The 21,153-nt window shown below is 40.1% G+C and carries 17 protein-coding genes; 7 read left to right on the forward strand and 10 right to left on the reverse strand.

The genetic code is table 11. The annotated features are described in order from the left end of the window. Positions 1 to 14: 14 nt before the first annotated feature. The 3 genes from RMB06_RS09195 to RMB06_RS09205 form a co-directional block, all read right to left on the reverse strand. Positions 15 to 593 (reverse strand): dual specificity protein phosphatase family protein, encoded by a 579-nt coding sequence (locus tag RMB06_RS09195; RefSeq protein ID WP_213072821.1) that lies wholly within the window; start codon positions 591 to 593, stop codon positions 15 to 17. Further along, positions 590 to 1,402 (reverse strand): MBL fold metallo-hydrolase, encoded by an 813-nt coding sequence (locus tag RMB06_RS09200; RefSeq protein WP_206217045.1) that lies wholly within the window; start codon positions 1,400 to 1,402, stop codon positions 590 to 592. Before RMB06_RS09200 ends, RMB06_RS09195 begins: the two co-directional genes overlap by 4 nt. Positions 1,403 to 1,617: 215 nt before the next feature. Then, on the reverse strand, positions 1,618 to 2,268 hold the full coding sequence (locus RMB06_RS09205; RefSeq protein WP_005050084.1) for a peroxiredoxin: 651 nt from the start codon (positions 2,266 to 2,268) through the stop codon (positions 1,618 to 1,620). Between the two features lie 406 nt (positions 2,269 to 2,674). Between RMB06_RS09205 and secA the strand changes: the two genes are divergently transcribed. Both secA and RMB06_RS09215 read left to right on the forward strand, forming a co-directional pair. Further along, on the forward strand, positions 2,675 to 5,395 hold the full coding sequence (gene secA / locus RMB06_RS09210; protein WP_311079158.1) for a preprotein translocase subunit SecA: 2,721 nt from the start codon (positions 2,675 to 2,677) through the stop codon (positions 5,393 to 5,395). Positions 5,396 to 5,526: 131 nt separating this feature from the next. Next, entirely contained in the window at positions 5,527 to 5,970 is a 444-nt protein-coding gene (locus tag RMB06_RS09215) for a hypothetical protein (RefSeq protein WP_075383739.1), read from the forward strand. Positions 5,971 to 6,036: 66 nt separating this feature from the next. Here the strand turns inward: RMB06_RS09215 and RMB06_RS09220 are convergent, their stop codons facing one another. Both RMB06_RS09220 and RMB06_RS09225 read right to left on the reverse strand, forming a co-directional pair. After that, entirely contained in the window at positions 6,037 to 7,347 is a 1,311-nt protein-coding gene (locus RMB06_RS09220) for an MFS transporter (protein WP_002116183.1), read from the reverse strand. 132 nt (positions 7,348 to 7,479) lie between these two features. Next, positions 7,480 to 8,121, reverse strand: a complete 642-nt coding sequence (locus tag RMB06_RS09225) for a hemolysin III family protein (protein ID WP_031944657.1) — start codon at positions 8,119 to 8,121, stop codon at positions 7,480 to 7,482. A 128-nt stretch (positions 8,122 to 8,249) separates the two neighbouring features. Between RMB06_RS09225 and RMB06_RS09230 the strand changes: the two genes are divergently transcribed. After that, positions 8,250 to 9,461 carry an SAM-dependent methyltransferase gene (locus RMB06_RS09230; RefSeq protein WP_202733267.1) on the forward strand — a complete coding sequence of 404 codons (1,212 nt, stop codon included), beginning with the start codon at positions 8,250 to 8,252 and terminating at the stop codon, positions 9,459 to 9,461. Between the two features lie 12 nt (positions 9,462 to 9,473). Further along, a complete protein-coding gene (locus tag RMB06_RS09235; protein WP_311079164.1) occupies positions 9,474 to 9,893 on the forward strand; it encodes a GNAT family N-acetyltransferase in 420 nt (139 codons plus the stop codon). Between the two features lie 29 nt (positions 9,894 to 9,922). On the opposite strand, the gene RMB06_RS09240 is transcribed toward RMB06_RS09235, so the two are convergent. The 5 genes from RMB06_RS09240 to RMB06_RS09260 all read right to left on the reverse strand — a co-directional run bounded on the left by RMB06_RS09240 (position 9,923) and on the right by RMB06_RS09260 (position 15,761). Further along, positions 9,923 to 10,783 carry a patatin family protein gene (locus tag RMB06_RS09240; protein WP_311079166.1) on the reverse strand — a complete coding sequence of 287 codons (861 nt, stop codon included), beginning with the start codon at positions 10,781 to 10,783 and terminating at the stop codon, positions 9,923 to 9,925. Between the two features lie 15 nt (positions 10,784 to 10,798). Then, the gene (locus RMB06_RS09245; protein WP_001280981.1) at positions 10,799 to 11,056 is read right to left on the reverse strand and encodes a hypothetical protein; all 258 of its coding nucleotides are present in this window, start codon (positions 11,054 to 11,056) and stop codon (positions 10,799 to 10,801) included. A gap of 165 nt (positions 11,057 to 11,221) precedes the next feature. Next, on the reverse strand, positions 11,222 to 13,357 hold the full coding sequence (locus RMB06_RS09250; RefSeq protein ID WP_311079168.1) for a 3-hydroxyacyl-CoA dehydrogenase NAD-binding domain-containing protein: 2,136 nt from the start codon (positions 13,355 to 13,357) through the stop codon (positions 11,222 to 11,224). Between the two features lie 18 nt (positions 13,358 to 13,375). After that, entirely contained in the window at positions 13,376 to 14,581 is a 1,206-nt protein-coding gene (locus RMB06_RS09255) for an acetyl-CoA C-acetyltransferase (protein WP_284089965.1), read from the reverse strand. A gap of 169 nt (positions 14,582 to 14,750) precedes the next feature. Then, the gene (locus RMB06_RS09260; RefSeq protein WP_002116561.1) at positions 14,751 to 15,761 is read right to left on the reverse strand and encodes an AraC family transcriptional regulator; all 1,011 of its coding nucleotides are present in this window, start codon (positions 15,759 to 15,761) and stop codon (positions 14,751 to 14,753) included. Between the two features lie 210 nt (positions 15,762 to 15,971). Between RMB06_RS09260 and RMB06_RS09265 the strand changes: the two genes are divergently transcribed. The 3 genes from RMB06_RS09265 (at position 15,972) to RMB06_RS09275 (ending at position 21,058) form a co-directional block, all read left to right on the forward strand. Beyond that, positions 15,972 to 17,090, forward strand: a complete 1,119-nt coding sequence (locus RMB06_RS09265; RefSeq protein ID WP_086265204.1) for a CaiB/BaiF CoA-transferase family protein — start codon at positions 15,972 to 15,974, stop codon at positions 17,088 to 17,090. A 155-nt stretch (positions 17,091 to 17,245) separates the two neighbouring features. Then, entirely contained in the window at positions 17,246 to 18,478 is a 1,233-nt protein-coding gene (locus tag RMB06_RS09270; protein ID WP_311079221.1) for a carbohydrate porin, read from the forward strand. 174 nt (positions 18,479 to 18,652) lie between these two features. Further along, the gene (locus RMB06_RS09275; protein ID WP_017400275.1) at positions 18,653 to 21,058 is read left to right on the forward strand and encodes a glucose/quinate/shikimate family membrane-bound PQQ-dependent dehydrogenase; all 2,406 of its coding nucleotides are present in this window, start codon (positions 18,653 to 18,655) and stop codon (positions 21,056 to 21,058) included. Positions 21,059 to 21,153: the final 95 nt, after the last annotated feature.

A 21,153-nucleotide genomic window follows, 5' to 3' on the forward strand; every position in this document is an offset into this window, starting at 1 on the left:
CACTCAAGATGTCACTAAGATGGATTCGACAGTTGCTGTTGAATCCATTTTACATTTTCAGGTGTAAATAATCGGTCAATGTTCTTCCAAATAATATGATAACCGTAACCCCCTTGTTTCATTTCCTTAACCGCATCATCAATTGCCCAATTTTCAAAAATAATGCGATACATGGCAACGCTGGCCCCTGTACGATCTGAACCATGGTAGCAGTGCAATAAAACGCGCTGATCATTCTGCTTGGCAATTTTGATTTGTTGCATGACTTCTAAGAGATCTTGTCGGTCAATTGCCCAAGTGTTGATAGGAATATGTACAAGATTAAAATTTTCATTTTTAAAAACTAAACTATCTGCGTCTTTGGCTCTTAAATTAATGATCGTTCCAATTTGATGATCCTTTAATTCAGAAATCATTGCTGTATCAGGTTGTTCACTGCGATAAACATCATTACTAATTTGATAAAAGTTATGAGTCTGAGAAACTAAGCTTCCCCAATCTTGTGGTCGATGCTCATGGGCGATACTTTCGTGCTGCATACACCCTTGTAAACTTATACAGATGACAAGTGTAAGGAGCGATAATTTTTTCATTTTTGATACCGTTTCAGCTCATCAGGGTCGTGAGCACAAATTATTTCAATCTTGGGTTCATGTTGAGCTAAATGCTGTAAACGCTTGAGGTTAAAAAGACGCTTTTCATTATCTTCTGCAAATGTTTTTTCCACCAGACCAAGTGATCTTAATTTATTTTTAGGGTTTAACTCTAGGTGTGAGTAGTAGGCATCTCCACAAAATAATACCCATTGATTTTGTTGCTTTATGGCAATCCCGCAATGTCCAGCTGTATGTCCTAACAGCGGTATCATTAAAATTTCATCTTGAAACAGCGGAAAACCTTTAACTTTTTCGAGGTTGAACCATGCTTCACCTTTTTGATATTCAACGAAGTTCCAATACCGATGATCTTTATATTGATTGGTTCTATAGCGAAGTTTGCCTTTAAAATTTGGAAGTTGGGCAGCGTTGTATTCTGCTGCTAAAACATGAACTGTGGCATGAGGAAAATCTGAGATACCACCAGCATGGTCGAAATCAAGATGAGTGACAAAAATATGCTGTACATCTTTGGGACTAAACCCGAGCTTTTGGATTTGTTGGATCGCACTAAATTCAAGATTATGCTCAATATTGCCTAAGCGTTTAACTAATGAGCCTAGGCGCTGCTTCATATGTAAGTAATCTTGCAAGCCAAAGCCAGTATCGATAAGCACTAAGCCTCGATCAGTTTCAACTAAAAGACAATGACAGATTACTTCAGCTCGGAAGCCTTTTTGTCCAAATAAGGGTGCACAAACTGGGCACATGCTGCCACACTTTAAATGATGAATTTTATAGATCATGATTTTTATTTTTTTACCGAATCGTTTCGAGTTATAACTGATCTGAACAATAAAAACCATGAGTATTCAATACATAAATAAAAAAGCCATCACTACGGATGACTTTTTCGGGTGTGATATTTAATCTAAGTGGGCCTACGCGCTTTGCTTGTCTTGTAGGGAATTTTTCAGATATTTGCCTACGCACTGCGTTTGTCTTGCAAGCAATAAAACCTTTAGTCGGTTTTATTGCTTTCAGGCTGTGGCGTGAGGCGTAAATAAGGTTTAACAGCCGTATAACCTTTAGGGAAACGTTGTTTAATTTCTTCTTCATCTTTAAGTGATGGCACAATAACGACATCTTCACCTTGCTGCCAGTTCGCAGGTGTAGCGACTTTATGCTTGTCTGTTAATTGTAATGAATCCACAACACGTAAGACTTCGTTAAAATTTCGGCCCGTCGAAGCAGGGTAGGTAATGATTAAGCGAACTTTTTTGTTAGGATCAATAATCACTAATGAGCGCACTGTTAGAGTTTCACTGGCATTAGGGTGAATGAAGCCATAGAGCTCAGATACTTTACGATCTTTATCTGCAATGATTGGAAAGTTTACAGTTGTATTTTGTGTTTCATTAATATCGTTGATCCAGCCCTTGTGCGACTCTACATCGTCTACAGACAAAGCAATCGCTTTAACATTCCGCTTCGTAAATTCATCTTTTAATTTTGCTGTATAACCTAATTCAGTTGTACATACGGGAGTATAGTCGGCTGGATGTGAAAATAAGATTCCCCAACTATCCCCTAAAAAATCATAAAAATTAATTGTGCCTTCACTCGATTCTTGTTGAAAATCGGGAGCAGTATCTCCTAATCGTAGTGTCATGATCTTTCCTCAATTGCGCATAATTTGTTATTCGATTGAATGAATATGCAGCATTTACTTTATGATTAAAATTATTGTTTTTGTATTTTATTATGAACTTTTTATATAAGTGTAAATATATATGACTAAAACTCATTATTTTAAGTGCTTAATCAATGTAACTTTAAGGTAAATTTGCTAAATTAGATTTCTCGGAAGTTATGCTTAATCGATGAGCGTTAATGGTGTGTTTTTGGTGCTCGGCACATTAAGGGGAGATTAGATGAATGAAAAACCATTCGTCTAACTATCAGATTTTTTTTAGGGGTTTTGTGCAAACCCCTTGTACTTCAAATTTCTGGCACCATAATAAACGACTGAGAAAAAGTTTATTCATTTGACCAAGCAAGATTTAGAGAGTTTATCCATGTTGGCAAGTCTGATCGGAGGTATCTTCGGTACAAAAAATGAGCGTGAACTCAAACGCATGCGCAAAATTGTTGAGCAAATCAATGCGCTCGAGCCGACGATATCAGCTTTAAGCGATGCAGACTTATCTGCAAAAACTCCAGAATTCAAACAACGTTATAATAATGGCGAAAGTTTAGATAAATTACTTCCAGAAGCGTTTGCGGTTTGTCGTGAAGCTGCTAAGCGTGTGATGGGTATGCGTCACTATGACGTTCAGTTAATTGGTGGTATTACCTTACATGAAGGTAAGATTGCCGAGATGCGTACTGGTGAAGGTAAAACCCTTATGGGTACTCTGGCGTGTTATTTAAATGCTTTGAGTGGCCAAGGTGTACATGTCATTACTGTGAATGATTATTTGGCACAGCGTGATGCCGAGTTGAACCGCCCATTATTTGAATTTTTGGGTCTATCAATTGGTACAATTTATTCAATGCAAGGTCCGTCAGAAAAAGCGGCAGCTTACCTTGCCGATATTACTTACGGTACCAATAACGAATTCGGTTTTGACTATTTACGTGACAACATGGTGTTTTCTTTAGCAGAAAAGAAACAACGTGGTTTGCACTATGCCATTATCGATGAAGTTGACTCCATCTTAATTGATGAGGCTCGTACACCATTAATTATTTCTGGTCAAAGTGAAGACTCTTCACACCTCTACAGTGCAATCAATACAATTCCACCTAAATTACATCCGCAAAAAGAAGAAAAAGTAGCAGATGGCGGCCATTTCTGGATTGATGAAAAGCAGCGTTCAGTTGAAATGACTGAAATTGGTTATGAAACTGTTGAACAAGAACTTATTCAAATGGGCTTGTTGGCCGAAGGCGAAAGCTTGTATTCAGCAACAAACCTAAACCTTGTTCACCATGTATCTGCTGCTATTCGTGCGCATTTTCTATTCCAACGTGATGTTCACTATATTATTCATGATGGTGAAGTGGTTATTGTCGATGAACATACAGGTCGTACGATGCCGGGTCGTCGTTGGTCAGAAGGTTTGCATCAAGCTGTTGAAGCAAAAGAAGGCTTGGAAATTCAGCCTGAAAACCAAACTTTAGCGACAACAACATTCCAGAACTACTTCCGTCTTTATAAAAAGCTTTCAGGTATGACAGGTACTGCCGATACTGAAGCTGCGGAAATGAAAGAAATTTATGGCCTTGATGTTGTGATTATTCCAACGCATCGCCCAATGATTCGTAACGACCAAAATGATTTAATTTATTTAAACCGTAACGGCAAATATAACGCGATTATTCAAGAAATTATGAATATTCGTCAGCAGGGTGTTGCTCCGATTCTGATTGGTACGGCAACGATTGAAGCCAGTGAAATTTTATCTTCTAAGTTAATGCAAGCTGGTATTCACCATGAAGTGTTGAATGCAAAGCAGCATGAGCGTGAAGCTGACATTATTGCTCAGGCGGGTAGCCCGAATGCAGTAACGATTGCTACTAACATGGCTGGTCGTGGTACGGACATTATCTTGGGTGGTAACTGGAAAGCTAAGCTTGCCAAACTGGAGAACCCAACTGCAGAAGATGAAGTACGTCTAAAAGCACAATGGGAGCAGGACCACGAAGATGTATTGCAAGCGGGTGGTTTGCACATCATTGGTTCTGAGCGCCATGAATCACGTCGTATTGACAACCAGTTACGTGGTCGTGCCGGCCGTCAGGGTGACCCTGGTGTTTCTCGTTTCTATTTGTCTCTTGAAGATGACCTTATGCGTATTTTCGCAGGCGACCGTGTCGTTGGTATGATGCGCGCGATGGGTTTAAAAGAAGACGAAGCGATTGAACATAAAATGGTGAGCCGTTCAATTGAGAATGCTCAGCGTAAAGTTGAAGCGCGTAACTTCGATATTCGTAAGAACTTATTGAAATACGATGACGTGAATAACGAACAGCGTAAGATCATTTACTCACAACGTGATGAAGTATTAGCTGAAAACACCTTAAAAGACTACGTTGAAGAAATGCATCGTGAAGTGATGCAAGGCATGATTGCCAACTTTATTCCACCAGAGTCAATTCATGACCAGTGGGATGTGGAAGGTTTAGAAAATGCTTTACGTATTGATTTAGGTATTGAGCTACCAATCCAGGAATGGTTAGACCAAGATCGTCGTTTAGATGAAGAAGGTTTGGTTGAGCGTATTAGTGATGAAGTGATTGAGCGTTATCGTCAGCGCCGTGCTCAAATGGGTGATGAATCAGCAGCAATGCTTGAGCGCCATTTCGTTTTAAACTCTCTTGATCGCCATTGGAAAGATCACTTGGCTGCAATGGATTATTTGCGTCAAGGTATTCACTTACGTGGCTATGCGCAAAAGAACCCTGAGCAGGAATATAAGAAAGAAGCTTTCAACCTGTTCGTAAACATGTTGGGTATTATTAAAACTGATGTTGTAACTGATTTGTCTCGTGTACATATCCCAACACCAGAAGAACTTGCAGAAATGGAAGCTCAACAGCAGCAGCAAGCTGAATCAATGAAGCTTTCTTTTGAACATGATGATGTAGATGGTTTAACTGGTGAAGTTACACTTTCTCAAGAAACCATGAACGAGTCTGCCGATCAGCAAGCTTTCCCTGTTCCAGAAAGCCGTAATGCCCCATGCCCATGTGGTTCAGGACTAAAATATAAGCAATGTCACGGTAAGATCTAATCTGCCTTCACAAAAAAAGCAGAACAATTGTTCTGCTTTTTTTATGTTTGTAGTAAGCCTGTGAATAATGTTTGCAGTTTTAAGCATTAAATGCTATTTACTTCTCATCCAGAGTGTATGTTGGAAAGACAATGAAAAAAGTATTACAACCTTTATTTTTAACTGTTCTTGCTGTACCAAGTTTTGTTTTTGCAGCAGAAGCAGCTTCAGCCCCTCAAACGACAACGGTTGACAAAGTACTTGCAGCAAAAGGCCCAACTTCGGCTCAAGCTGTAGTGAAGCAAGAAAATACTACAGTGATTAGTCCACGTACAGGTATTCGCTATACGTTGGGTAACACAGGTAATCGCCCAATTATTTTACAAACTACTGCGATTGCTCCAGCAAACTCAGCAAACATTAATCGTATTGTGGCAAGTAACCCTGCTCTCTCTGCAAAAAGCCAAGAAAAAGCAAAAGTTGCTTTAATTGGTGAAGCAGCAGTAGCAGGACCAGCAGCAGTTGCAGCAAGCAGTGTAACAGTGCCAGCTGCAACAAATAGTGTTGCTCCAGCAAATCCTGCATCAATGAACTAATTCATATACGTATAAAAAAGCCAGTTCAAATTGAACTGGCTTTTTTATAGGGGTGTCTTTAAAACTTTAAATCTGATTATTTACATCATCATTTTTCGTTTCACGAATGAGTAAGAACGCAACTAATGATAAAAGTGATGCAGCAGTAAGATAGTAACCAACTGCATATAAACCATAAGTTTCAGCAAGCTTAGTCGCAATGAGTGGGGCAAAGGATGCACCAAAAATACCAGCCAAGTTAAAGGTTAATGCTGAACCTGTATAACGAACCGAGGTTGGGAAAAGTTCAGAAAGAACTGTACCAATCGGACCATAGGTTAAGCCCATAATTGCTAAGCCTGTACATAAGAAAAGGAATACGATTAAGGTATTTCCAGACTCTAACATACTAGAGAAGAACAAGCCGAAAATCGCAGCAGCAATACAAACGCCAATAGAAGTTGTTTTTCGACCAAATTTTTCTGCAAAAATAGCAGATAAAGGAATAAATGCGGCAAAGCAAAGTGTGGCAAACAATTGAAGTTCTAAGAATTCACCACGCGCATATCCAAGCTTTGTGGTTCCCCAGTTTAAAGCAAATACGGTAGTAAGATAGAACACAACAAAGGTACAAATGGCTGCAACTGTACCAAGAATAAGCTTACCTGTATGTTTGGTTAAAACTTCTTTAAATGGAATATTAACTTCTTTTTGCTTATCTAAGACTTTCTGGAAAGCTGGAGTTTCATGAAGTTTTAAACGGATATATAAGCCAACAATAACCAATACAGCACTGGCAATGAATGGAATACGCCAGCCCCATTGCATGAATGCTTGCTCAGGAATAACTGCACTTAATAATAAGAAAGAACCTGTTGCTAAAATAAAGCCAATTGGAGCACCTAGCTGCGGAAACATGCCGTACCATGCTCTTTTACCTTCTGGGGCATTTTCAGTCGCTAATAATACTGCGCCGCTCCATTCACCGCCTAAACCTAAGCCTTGTCCTAAACGACAAACAGCTAATAGTAATGGTGCGACAATTCCGATTTGGGCATAGGTTGGAAGTAAACCAATACATACCGTTGAAATACCCATGGTCAATAAAGCTGCAACTAATGTGGCTTTACGACCAATACGATCTCCTAGATGGCCAAATAATGCGGCACCGATAGGACGAGCAATAAAGGCAATTGCAAAGGTTGCCAGAGATTGTAAGACTGCGGCACTGCCACTACTAGCAGGGAAAAATAGGTGAGGAAAGATAATCACGGCAGCTGTTGCATAGATATAAAAGTCGAAGAACTCAATAGTTGTACCGACTAAGCTTGCAAACAAAACTCGTGTTTTTGAATTAGTGGCTACTACAGGAGCAGCAGTCGCAGAGGTTGACTCCATATAAGTCCTTATATCCGTTAAAATTTATTTTTAATGACTACTCTTTTTAAAGACGTATTTTTCTCAAAGAATAGCGTGAAAGAACATCATCCATGACTCTTTCAGGATCACTGAATATGAGTGAAAAATGGACTAAACTACGTACCAATAGATTGCAAGAAAATGTGCCCCTGCACCTAAAAGCACAAAAATATGCCAGATCGCATGGGTATATCTTACCTTTTTTAACGCGTAAAACAATGCTCCAACCGTATAAGCTAATCCGCCAATAATTAACAAAATCAACGCGTCTTTACTTAGATAGGTGCGCATATCATCCATAACAAAAACAGCAAGCCAACCCATAAGAACATAAGCGAGTAGCGAAATTTTCTGAAAACGATGAATAAAAACTAACTTGAAAAGTGTACCAATTGCAGCAATGCTCCAGAGAGCAATAAGTAAAATATGAGCTTTTTGTGTAGGTATAGCAATGCTTAAGAATGGGGTATATGTTCCAGCAATTAAATAATAAATGGCGGTGTGGTCGAGTTTTTTATACCAGTAGCGTAGGTTTTGTGTTTGAGCAAAATGATAGAGTGTAGAACTGGTAAAAACTAAAATTAGGCTAAATGAATATACCCATAAACCCACCCACTGAGCAGTTGAAAGATAAGATCCCTTTATAATTAAAAAGATAGAAGCTACAACTGCCATAACAACACCAGCACCATGACTATAGGCATTAAATAGTTCTTCTTTTGGATCGTAAGTTTCCAACACAGATTTACTCATAACTTTAATTTTTTTGATTAAAAATACAAATGTATAGAAATACAAAACAGTCGTAAAGTTATTTTATTTTTAATCCTAGACCCTTTAAACTTCTATTTTATATGAGTCTTCATTTTTTAGGTATATCCGTGTCGGTTTTCTCCTTTGAGCAAGAACAGCAATTCTTTCATGAAATCAAGCAAATGCTTGACCAACAAGCTTTTGAGCGTTTGATCTTGAGCCAATATAAGGGAGAGTTGGCGCAGCTGGAAAAAATTACTTTCCGCGTTGTAGAGCTACATGGTCAAAAGCAGCTTTCAGCTCTATACCATCACACGACTCAAGATGTGACTAAAAACTATTCATTTCAAGAAGGCTTGCAGCAGATTGAGCAATTAATCACTCAGTGTAAGCAAGCAAACTTATTTTCGACTACTCAAGAAATTCAACTTAAAAAAAATAAGAAAAAAGCCATGTTAAATATGGGTAAAAAGCAGGCTGTAAATACGACACAAACGGTTCAGGCGCATGACCGTGAAAAGCAGCGTTATGTACAGCAGGGAAATGCATTTTTAAAAGAGCTGGGTATTACTGATGAAAAAGCTCAGGTCATTCCAAGCATGGCTCGTAAATGGAAACAGATTAATAAATTTATCGAAATTTTTGCAAGTGCCTACGAACAGATTGATGCATCTCAACAGGAGTTACGCATTGTCGATTTTGGATCAGGTAAAGGTTATTTAACTTTTGCATTGTATGATTATCTGCAACAACAGCAGAAAACACCATTGATTACTGGTGTAGAGCTGCGCCGTAATTTGGTGGAATTTTGCCAGAACGTTGCAGACAAAGTGCATTTTAACCACTTAGACTTTTTTGAAGGTGACGTTCGTAGTTATCAACCGGAAAAGCTGGATGTAATGATTGCCTTACACGCATGTGATATTGCGACAGATTTTGCTATTCATACTGGAATCCGTTTAAACGCTTCGATGATTATGTGTGCGCCATGTTGCCACAAAGAGATACGCCCTCAATTACATAGCCCAGAAGTTTTACAACCAATGCTACAGTTTGGTATTCATGCTGGACAACAAGCTGAGATGCTGACTGACACTTTACGTGCGTTACTTTTAAAAGCGTATGGTTATGAAACCAAAGTTTTTGAGTTTGTATCGCTTGAACATACCAGCAAAAATAAAATGATTTTGGCGACAAAACGCAAAAACGTTTCACAGCCTGACACCAAGATTATGGCTCAAATCCAAGCATTGAAAGAAATGTATGGGATTAAGAAACACACACTAGAATTGTTATTACAAGACCAGTTGCCGATCGAAAATATTGGCTGCAAATGCTAGGACGGTGTGCGGATGTATAAAATCATAGAGGGTGATTGGGAACAGCTTGAGCAAGATGCCAAATACATCCGTGAACAAGTCTTTATCCAAGAACAGGGAATTGCACCTGAAGATGAATGGGACGACTTGGATGCAGTTGTTCTACATTTTATTGTCTCTGACAAAGAGCAGCCTATCGCTACAGCACGTTTGTTGCCGCAGCATAGCGTAGGGCGTGTTGCTGTTTTAATGCCTTATCGAAAGCAGGGTATAGGTAAAATTTTAATGCAGCATATTATTGAATATGCGCGTCATCATAAACTGCCCTACTTAAAGCTTTCAGCGCAAACCTATGTGACCGCTTTTTACGAAGCTTTAGGCTTTAAAGTACAAGGCGAAGTTTACCAAGACTGTGGCATTCCACATATTGATATGGTTTTAGGGTTAAATTGAGACTTCTTTTTAGAAGTCTCAATTTAGATTTATTTCATTGCATGCCAGTTTTCAATTGCCTGTAAGCCAGTCTCTAAACCAACTTCATAACTATAACGAAGCTTTTTCGGATTGGTAGTTAAACGGCCAGCCATATTTTTAAGAGGCGGTGGGCACACTTCTAGAATTTGCTGGTCTGGATTTTCACCACGAACAAAATCGACCGAAGCGTTATAACGAGCACAGCGGCTACGCAAGCTACTAGCGAAACCATAATGATGTTTAAACGCATATTTTGCGAGGAATTGATCACCTCGACTACTTGCCTTGAAGTAATTTTTCGGGCGAGTGCGTAAAACTAACAGTTTTTTGACGCCACTTTGCTGAGCTGTCCAGCGAACGGGTAAGGCATCTGCAACACCACCATCAAAATAAGGTTCACCCATAATATCGACGGGATGACGCGTTAAAACTGGAATTGAGCTAGAAGCACGAAGCGCATTTAGCAAATTATCTTTACCCGCACGAAGATATTCTGCATGGCCTGTTTTAGCATGCGTCAACACCATATAAAAATCAGGATTTTTGGCAAAAAGACTCTGTTGATCAAGAGGATGCTCTTGCTCACCAATTTCCCACATCCATTTTAAATCAAGTAAATCACCGCCTTTAAAAAAGCGTTTGTAATCGATGAATTCAGGACGAAGTGAGTGATCAATATAAAACGTTAGAGTGCGGCCTTGCTGGCCTGCCAAGTAATTAGCCACATTGGTTGAACCAGATGATACACCAACATATAAATCGAAAGGATTAAACTGCTGTTGTAAAAATGAGTCAAGTACACCACTGGTAAAGGCACCACGCATGCCTCCACCTTCTACAACCAGTGCGTTGCGGGAAAAATCTGTCATTTGAAAAATATCTGGTTACTGAGTTGATTGCTTATGTTCTTGCATATCCATTTCAGGCATGTTGTCACTATGTTGAGCATGTTGCTCTGTAGAGTGTTCAGCCTTTTGCTGCATTTGCTCTTGTTGAGCTTTGCGCTGTGCACCTGGCATATAGTCAGGTTCATTACTCATTGCTAAATAGAAAAAGCCAAGGAAAATCGCACTTAAAACACCAACGATCAGAACAAATTTCCAGCCTAAAATTGCTGACTCGGAAGAATTTTTATCGGACATAAGAATTTCTCGAATGTGCTATAGAAGCACAAAAATGAAGTCTATTTATAGCATATTTAGGCAGGGGGCTGAAATCTTAAAGGTCATAAAGAAAAACCCATATAAATAAAATATATTTATATGGGTAAGGTTTATGCAGTTTTTTAAATATTCAATAGGACTAAGTTACTGAATATTTTGTTTCTGCTCAGCTTTAGTTTTTAGTAAAGCTGGTGGTGTAAAACGTTCACCATATTTGGCAGCCAATTCTTCTGCGCGTTTTTGTGCTTTATCAGTACCATACTGATTTAGGAATTGAATTGCTCCTCCAGTCCAAGGTGCATAACCAATCCCAAAGATAGAACCGATATTGGCATCAATTACAGACTCCAGTACGCCTTCTTCATAACAACGTAAAGTATCTAAGGCCTGTACAAACAGAATGCGATCAATCATATCTTGTTCAGAAATATCATGTTCTTTTTTCCAGCGGTTTAGGCCTTCCCATAGATGCTTTTTACCATTTTCAGGGTATTCATAAAAACCAGCTCCAGCAGCTTTACCTTTACGGTTTAACTCATGAATCATGGTGTGAACCACTTCATCTACAGAAGTTTTAGGTAAATCTTTTCCTTCGGCCTGAAGAGCTTTGCGTGCTTCACTGGCAACATGTTCGGTTAATGTTAAAGATACTTCATCTTGAATAGCGAGGGGGCCAACTGGCATACCCGCTTTCAGTGCAGCCATTTCTATACGCGCTGGGTGGACGCCTTCAGCAAGCAGGCGCATACCTTCTTGAATGAACGTACCAAACACACGACTGGTAAAGAAACCACGGCTATCATTAACAACAATCGGTGTTTTTCCAATTTGTTGTACAAAGTCATAAGCTTTGGCAAGTGTCTCTGCGGAGGTGTTTTTACCTTTAATAATCTCGACCAACTGCATTTTGTCGACAGGGCTAAAGAAATGCAGACCGATAAAAGCTTTATCATCCTTACTTGCTTGCGCTAAACCTGTAATTGGTAGGGTTGAGGTGTTTGATGCCATCACACCGTTAGGCGCTAGATATTGCTCGGCTTCTTGAGTGACTTTAGCTTTAAGTTCTTGATTCTCAAATACGGCTTCAATAATTAAATCACAACCTTGTAAGTCTTCGGCAGAAGCTGTAGCCGTAATGAGCGATAAAACCTGATCACGTTTTTCTGCGGTCATGCGGCCTTGTGAAACGCGTTTATCTAAGAGCTTTTGTGAATACGCTTTGCCTTTCTCTGCATTTTCAACAGATACATCTTTAAGTACAACTGGAATGCCTTTAATGGCTGTTGAATAGGCAATGCCCGCACCCATCATGCCTGCACCCAACACACCTACTTTAGTGGCTTGCCATTTTGCAACGTCAGCAGGGCGGCTCGCACCAGACTTAATTGCATTTAGACCATGCCAGAAAGTGCCGATCATATTTTTAGAAATTTGGCCTGTGGTAAGCTGAGTAAAGTAGCGAGACTCGATGCGCAACGCTGTATCAACATCAACTTGAGCACCTTCAACTGCGGCAGCCATAATCGCTTCAGGGGCAGGGTAACAACCTTTGGTTTTGTCTCTTAACATGGCTGGGGCAATTGCAAGAACTTGTGCAACTGCTGGAGTTTTTGGATCACCACCCGGAATTTTATAACCCTTCACATCAAAGGGCTGCTGAGATTTTGGATTGGCCTTGATCCAAGCAATTGCTTTATCTAAAAGTTCTTGTTCATTTTCGGCAGTGTCATGAATTAAGCCTAAAGATTTTGCTTTATCAACACCGAACTGTTTGCCTTCCATTAAAAATGGGAACGCATTTTGAAGCCCAAGCAAACGTACCATACGTACAATACCACCGCCGCCTGGTAGTAAACCTAAAGTAACTTCTGGTAAGCCAAATTTGCTTTTCGGGTCATTGATTGCAATACGGTGATGGCAACTTAATGCGATTTCCCAACCACCGCCAAGTGCTGTGCCATTTAATGCTGCAACGACTGGAATACCAAGCGTTTCAATTGTACGTAAATGACCTTTTAGCTTTTCAACCATGTTGAAAAAGTCAGTTGCATGTTCAGGCTGAACTTGAATCAGTTCATCTAAATCACCGCCTGCAAAGAAAGTTTTTTTAGCCGAGCGGAAAATAACACCTGAAAGTTCTGTTTCTGCTTTAAGCTTCTGAGTCGCTTCATCGAGCGAGTCACGAAACTCGGCATTCATGGTGTTCGCAGATTGACCAGTTGAATCAAGCGTTAAAATGACAATATTGTCGGCATTTTTTTCGTATTGAATTGCACTCATCTTCTATATCCCTAATTTTTATACGCGTTCAATAATGGTGGCAATACCCATCCCACCGCCAACACAGAGGGTCGCTAAACCGCGCTTTTTATCTTGTCGTTCAAGCTCATCAAGTAAAGTGCCTAAAATCATGGCACCTGTTGCCCCTAATGGATGACCTAAAGCAATCGCACCGCCATTTACGTTGACTTTCTCAGCTGGGACGTTGAGTTCATTAATAAAACGCATAACAACTGCCGCAAATGCCTCATTAACTTCAAATAGGTCAATATCATCAATCGTAAGCCCAGCTTTTTCTAAAGCTTTACGTGCAGCAGGCGCAGGGCCAGTCAGCATGATGGTTGGGTCGGTACCAACCAATGCAGTCGCCAAAACTTTAGCGCGTGGTTTTAAATTTTGTTCTTTGACAGCTTTTTCAGAAGCTAATAAAACTACAGCTGCTCCATCGACAATGCCTGATGAATTACCTGCATGGTGAACATGATTGATTTTTTGTGCTTCTGGATATTTTTGTAAAGCAACTGCATCAAAGCCCATTTGCCCCATCATTTCAAAGCTTGGGTTGAGCTTCGTTAGACCTTCGAGTGTGGTATTGCCTTTAATAAATTCATCTTTCTCTAAAATCACCACACCTGAGTGATCTTTTACCGGCACAACTGATTGGTCGAAATAACCATTTGATTGAGCTGCCGCAGCTTTTTGTTGTGATTTCACAGCGAAATTATCAACATCTTCACGGCTATAGCCATCTAAGGTTGCGATGAGGTCGGCCCCAATACCTTGCGGAACAAATGATGATTTAAGGTTTGTTTCAGGGTCTAACGCCCACGGTCCGCCATCAGAACCCATTGGAATGCGTGACATTGATTCAACGCCACCAGCAACCACTAAATCTTCCCAACCAGAGCGGACTTTCATTGCTGCCATATTGACTGCTTCTAAGCCTGATGCACAAAAGCGATTGATTTGCACCCCAGCAACATCATCATTCCAACCTGCTGCAATCGCTGCTGTTTTGGCAATATCACCACCTTGATCGCCAATTGGTGTTACGCAGCCCAAAACAATATCGTCAACTTTAGAGGTATCGAGTTGATGGCGCTGCTGTAATTCATTTAATAATGTGGTGAGTAAGGTAATTGGTTTTACTTCGTAAAGAGAGCCATCTTTTTTTCCTTTTCCGCGTGGGGTGCGAATGGCATCAATAATATAAGCCTCGCTCATAACAGTTCCTTTTTTATTACTTAAACTTTGTTGTGTTTTGAGTGTACTGGTTTTAAAAGGCAACGCAATGACGATAAGCGCACCAGTCAGGTGATGATTTTTGCCAATAGAAATACAAAAAAGCCCAAGTTGAACTTGGGCTAAATGTGAAACTAAAGAGATTTAAGAGTTAGTGATAACCATGTAGCTGGCGATATAGGCCAGGAGTTACACCCGTCCACTTTTTAAATGCGCGGTGGAACGTACTGGTTTCACTAAAACCAACTTGTTGAGCAACATCTTCAAGTGTTAACTCAGGGTTGAGTAACAAGTGAATCGCAGCATCTCGGCGTAGGGCATCTTTTACGCCTTGGTAGCTTTTACCTTCGGCAGCCAAGCGGCGGCGTAAGGTTTGCGGAGATAAATACAACATTGATGCCACGTCATTAAGCGTTGGCATTTCTTCACCAATTTGGCTTTTGAGCACTTCACGAATACGAGAAGTTAGCGAGTTGGTGTTTTTGAATTTTACTAAAAGCTGAGCAGGAGCTGCTTTTAAGAATTCTTCTAGCGTTTTCTCATCTTGGCGGATTGGCAAATCAAGATAATCAGCTGCAAAGGTAATTTCAGTACGTGGTGCATCAAACTGCATAACTGGTGCAAAAAATAATGCATCATATTCATCGGCATGTGCAGGACGTGGATAGCTAAAATGAACACGTTCTAATGGCAAACGACGTTCAATCAACCATGATGCTAGACCGTGCCAAATCATGAGCATGCTTTCAGTAATGAAATGGTCTGGATCTAAAGTTTTTGGAATGAGGGGAACTAGACGTGCTTCATGTTTGTCACGCTCTAGAGTTACAGACCATTCATCGCCAAATAATTTGTAGAATTGAGATGACAGTTCAAGGGCTTGGCCCAATGTTTTTGCGTGAATAATCAACTGACACATAATGGCAAAAGTGCCCAGACGACGCGGTTGTACGTCAAATCCAACGTGTTCATCCTGTGTGACCATCCACAACATTTTTATAAATCGAGTATATTGTTCTGGTGAGATTCGAGCTTTAGGTTGACGTAATAATTCCGCTTCAATACCCACATGTGAAAGGAGCATTTCAACATCCATGCCAAGGCGTTTTACGCCTGTCAAAGCCGCATTCACGAAGTGGATGCTAATCGTATCGCGACTCATATTGAATCCTTCAGTCTCTTTGATGTTCACTTTAAATTGACCTAAATGACCGTCTAAAAAAATAAATTGGCGATTTACAACAGAGTAAAAGCACTTTTTACATGTTAAATTGCCGAAATGATCAAGGTAAATGGCTGAACATGACATTGTTTTAGAATATTTGCTTAACTAATATAAAAGAAAATTCGAATAATAGTGGTTAAAAATACGATGACGACAGCATTAAATGGACTTAAAGTTCTCGATTTCTCGACGCTCTTACCAGGACCTTTTGCCACAATGTATTTAGCCGATATGGGGGCAGAAGTCATCCATATTGAATCTCCATCACGTCCTGATTTAATCCGAATCATGCCGCCATACGCAAATGGTCAAGCAACAGCACATAGTTATCTAAACCGAAATAAACAGTCGATTGTTCTGGATTTAAAGGATAAGGCGAGTATTGATCTGATTAAAGCCAAAATTTCTGAGTTTGATATTGTCATAGAGCAGTTCCGACCTGATGTCATGCGCCGTCTAGGATTAGACTACGCGACACTTGCCGAAATTAACCCGCGTCTCATTTATTGTTCAATTACAGGATATGGACAAACAGGAAGCTATAAAGACAGGGCTGGGCATGACATTAACTATTTAGCTTTAGCTGGTATTGCTGGATATAGCGGCCGACAAGACAGTGGTCCGCCACCGCTCGGTATTCAGGTTGCAGACATTGCAGGTGGTTCACTTCATGCTGTCATTGCGATTTTAGCTGCGGTCGTCGAACGCGGACGTAGTGGAATGGGACAATATATTGATATTTCTATGACTGATTGTGTTGCTAGCCTAAATAGTATGGCGGCATCCGCCACACTTGCTGCACAGGTTGAACAGGCACCAGAGCATGGCATGCTCAATGGCGGCATTTTCTATGACTATTATATGACTCAAGATGGCCGTTATTTTTCAATAGGTAGTCTTGAGCCACAATTTATGTCTGGTTTATCAGTGGCGCTTGATTTGCCTTTATTATTACAAAAAGGCGCTTCCTTAGATGTAGAAGACCGACAGGAAGTTAAACAAGCCATTCAAGAGAAAATCAAAACGAAATCATTTAAAGAATGGCATGAAATTTTTGCAAATCTTGATGTGTGTGTAGAACCTGTTTTAAGCCTAACAGAGTCCTTAAACTCGCCTTTAGCACAAGAACGTGGATGGATTGTGGATGTACCTTTGCAAAATAATGCGACGGTTACAGAACCACAATTGGCTTGTCCAATTAAGTTTTCAAGATCGGAAATGAGATATTCCTTTATTGGTCAAAAACTTGGTGAAGGGCAGTGGTAAACAGCTGAGGCCATTTTTCATACAATGTGTATTAAGATTATTATTAGATTAATCAATTGATTAACATTTTGAATAATTTCTTTACATAAAATTAGCGTACCCTTAATAAACAAAGACATAAAAGGTATGTAAACATGAAAACACATAAATCCTTGATGGCTTCCTGTTTATCCGTTTTATCAATTACTCTTTTTATACAGCATGCACAAGCTGCTGCTGCATTCGACCCAAATAGTCCTTGGATGTTGGGTGATTGGAACGGTCAACGCACCGCGTTACAAGCACAAGGTTATGATTTTTCTTTTGGATATACCGGCGAATATGCCGGTATTTTAGATTCAAAAAATACATCTACGCATGGTAGTGCTTATACGGGGCAACTGGCATTAGGAACTCATTTTGACCTAAATAAAATTTTAGGTTGGCAAGATACTGAAGCTCAAATCACATTAACATATCGTGATGGACAGTCGCTTTCTGAACATTCACCAGCTTTAGCAGGGCACTTAAGCTCGGTACAAGAAGTGTGGGGGCGTGAGCAAACTTGGCGTTTAACAGATTTATGGATTAAGAAAAAATTCATGGATCAAAAATTAGACCTTAAAGTCGGTCGTTTTGGTGAAGGTGAAGACTTTAACAGTTTTGACTGTGATTTCCAGAATTTAGCGCTTTGTGGTTCGCAAGTCGGTAACTGGGTGGGTGATCAGTGGTATAACTGGCCAGTAAGCCAATGGGCAATGCGTGTTAAATATAACTTGCAACCCGACTTATATACGCAAGTTGGTGTATATGAGTACAATCCAGAAAATCTGGACCGAGGCAAAGGTTTTAACTTAAGTACTGATGGTTCTCACGGTGCAATTATTCCTGCCGAAGTAGTTTGGTCACCTAAATTAGGTGCTCAAAGTATGGCTGGTGAATACCGTTTAGGTTATTACTACAGCACTGCTGACGCCAAAGAAATTGCAAATGAAACCAAAAACTCACATAAACAAGGTGTTTGGGTAACTGCAAAACAAAAATTATTCCAGCCTGCTGATCAAACAGATCGCGGTTTGACAGGTTTTGTGAACCTGACTTTCCATGACTCTGATACCAACAAAATTGATAATATGCAAAATGTAGGCTTGGTCTATAAAGGTTTGCTCAATCAACGTCCTCAAGATGAGTTGGCACTCGGTGTGGCTCGTATCCATATCAATGATGATTGGAACGATGTTCAAACTAAAGAATATGACACTGAATACAATACCGAGCTTTACTACGGTATTCATGCGACTAACTGGTTAACTATTCGTCCAAATGTGCAATATGTTCGTCATGTTGGCGCATTAAAAAATGGTGATAACACTTGGGTTGGCGGTATTAAATTCTCAACTGCATTCTAAGCGTAATTACTCCGAAAAACGGATTGTCAAGGGCTAACTCATTAATTGAATTATCCTGACCTTCCGTTTTTTCTTGATGCCTGAATTTGTTTTAGATGTATTGGTGATGCCATTTTTCTATAAGGTTCTTGGCACATCTTTCCTATAAAAATGATGATTGATAAGAGGTGGTTTATGAATCAACCTACTTCAAGATCAGGTTTAACGACTTTTACCGTAATTATTATTGGGTTACTGGCGTTATTCCTGTTAATTGGAGGTATTTGGCTCGCTACACTAGGCGGTTCAATTTACTACATTATAGCTGGAGTATTACTCCTCATTGTTGCATGGCAACTCTACAAGCGTGCTTCTACTGCTTTGTGGGTTTATGCTGCATTAATGCTAGGTACCATTATCTGGAGTGTCTGGGAAGTTGGAACAGACTTTTGGGCGCTTGCACCACGTTTAGATATTTTAGGTATTCTTGGTTTATGGTTATTGGTTCCGGCTGTAACTCGTGGAATCAACAACCTTGGATCAAGTAAGGTTGCCTTATCTTCAACTTTAGCAATTGCAATCGTGTTGATGGTTTATTCTATCTTCAATGATCCGCAAGAAATTAATGGTGAAATCAAAACACCTCAACCAGAAACAGCTCAAGCCGTGCCTGGTGTTGCTGAAAGTGATTGGCCAGCTTATGGTCGTACTCAAGCAGGTGTGCGTTATTCTCCATTGAAACAGATCAATGACCAAAACGTAAAAGACTTGAAAGTTGCTTGGACTTTACGTACTGGTGATTTAAAAACAGATAACGACTCTGGCGAAACGACTAATCAGGTTACACCGATTAAAATCGGTAATAACATGTTTATCTGTACAGCTCACCAGCAGTTAATTGCGATTGATCCTGCTACAGGTAAAGAAAAATGGCGTTTTGATCCGAAACTTAAAACGGATAAATCATTCCAACATTTAACTTGTCGTGGTGTGATGTACTACGATGCAAACAATACAACTGAGTTTGCAACGAGTCTTCAAAGCAAGAAATCTAGTTCTACACAATGTCCACGTAAGGTATTTGTACCAGTCAACGATGGCCGTCTAGTGGCTGTAAATGCTGACACTGGTAAAGCATGTACTGACTTTGGTCAAAATGGTGAAGTGAACTTGCAAGAGTTTATGCCATATGCGTATCCAGGCGGTTACAACCCAACATCTCCTGGTATCGTGACTGGTTCAACTGTTGTAATTGCTGGTTCTGTAACAGATAACTACTCAAATAAAGAGCCATCTGGTGTGATTCGTGGATATGACGTTAACACTGGTAAACTTCTTTGGGTATTTGATACTGGTGCAGCAGATCCAAATGCGATGCCGGGCGAAGGTACTACTTTTGTTCATAACTCACCAAACGCGTGGGCACCTTTAGCATACGATGCAAAACTTGATATCGTTTATGTACCAACAGGTGTAGGTACACCAGACATCTGGGGTGGTGACCGTACCGAGCTGAAAGAGCGTTATGCAAACTCAATGTTAGCGATTAATGCTTCTACTGGTAAATTAGTGTGGAACTTCCAGACAACCCATCATGATTTATGGGATATGGACGTACCATCACAACCATCTTTAGCTGATATCAAAAACAAAGCTGGCCAAACTGTTCCTGCAATCTATGTATTGACGAAAACAGGTAATGCCTTTGTGCTTGATCGCCGTAATGGTCAACCGATTGTTCCTGTAACTGAGAAACCAGTTCCACAAACAGTTAAACGTGGACCACAAACTAAAGGTGAGTTCTATTCAAAAACTCAGCCATTCTCTGACTTGAACTTGGCACCACAAGATAAATTGACTGATAAAGACATGTGGGGTGCCACTATGCTTGATCAGCTCATGTGTCGTGTATCTTTCAAACGTCTAAATTACGATGGTATTTATACGCCACCATCTGAAAACGGTACTTTAGTTTTCCCTGGTAACTTGGGTGTGTTTGAATGGGGCGGTATGTCAGTTAACCCTGATCGTCAGGTTGCTGTAATGAACCCGATTGGTCTGCCATTCGTAAGTCGTTTAATTCCTGCTGATCCAAACCGTGCACAAACTGCAAAAGGTGCAGGAACTGAGCAGGGCGTACAACCGATGTATGGCGTACCGTATGGTGTTGAAATTAGCGCATTCTTATCTCCGCTTGGTTTACCTTGTAAACAACCGGCTTGGGGATATGTAGCTGGCGTTGATTTGAAAACTCATGAAGTGGTATGGAAAAAACGTATTGGTACAATTCGTGACAGTTTGCCGAACTTGTTCCAGTTACCAGCTGTGAAAATTGGTGTGCCTGGTTTAGGTGGTTCAATTTCTACTGCCGGTAATGTCATGTTTGTTGGTGCAACTCAAGATAACTACTTACGTGCGTTTAACGTCACGAATGGTAAGAAACTTTGGGAAGCGCGTTTACCAGCAGGTGGACAAGCAACACCAATGACTTATGAAATCAATGGTAAGCAATATGTCGTAATCATGGCTGGTGGTCATGGTTCATTTGGTACGAAAATGGGCGACTATTTAGTGGCTTATGCTTTACCAGATAACAAATAAAAAGCTTTTATAGAAAGGGCCTGGATTTATCCGGGCTTTTTTATGTCGATTTATATTAAAGCTTATCAATAAAACCGCTATTAAATATGCAAAAA

Origin of the sequence: Acinetobacter sp. V104_13 (genome assembly GCF_031798995.1) — a bacterium.
Classification (GTDB): Bacteria; Pseudomonadota; Gammaproteobacteria; order Pseudomonadales; family Moraxellaceae; genus Acinetobacter; species Acinetobacter pittii.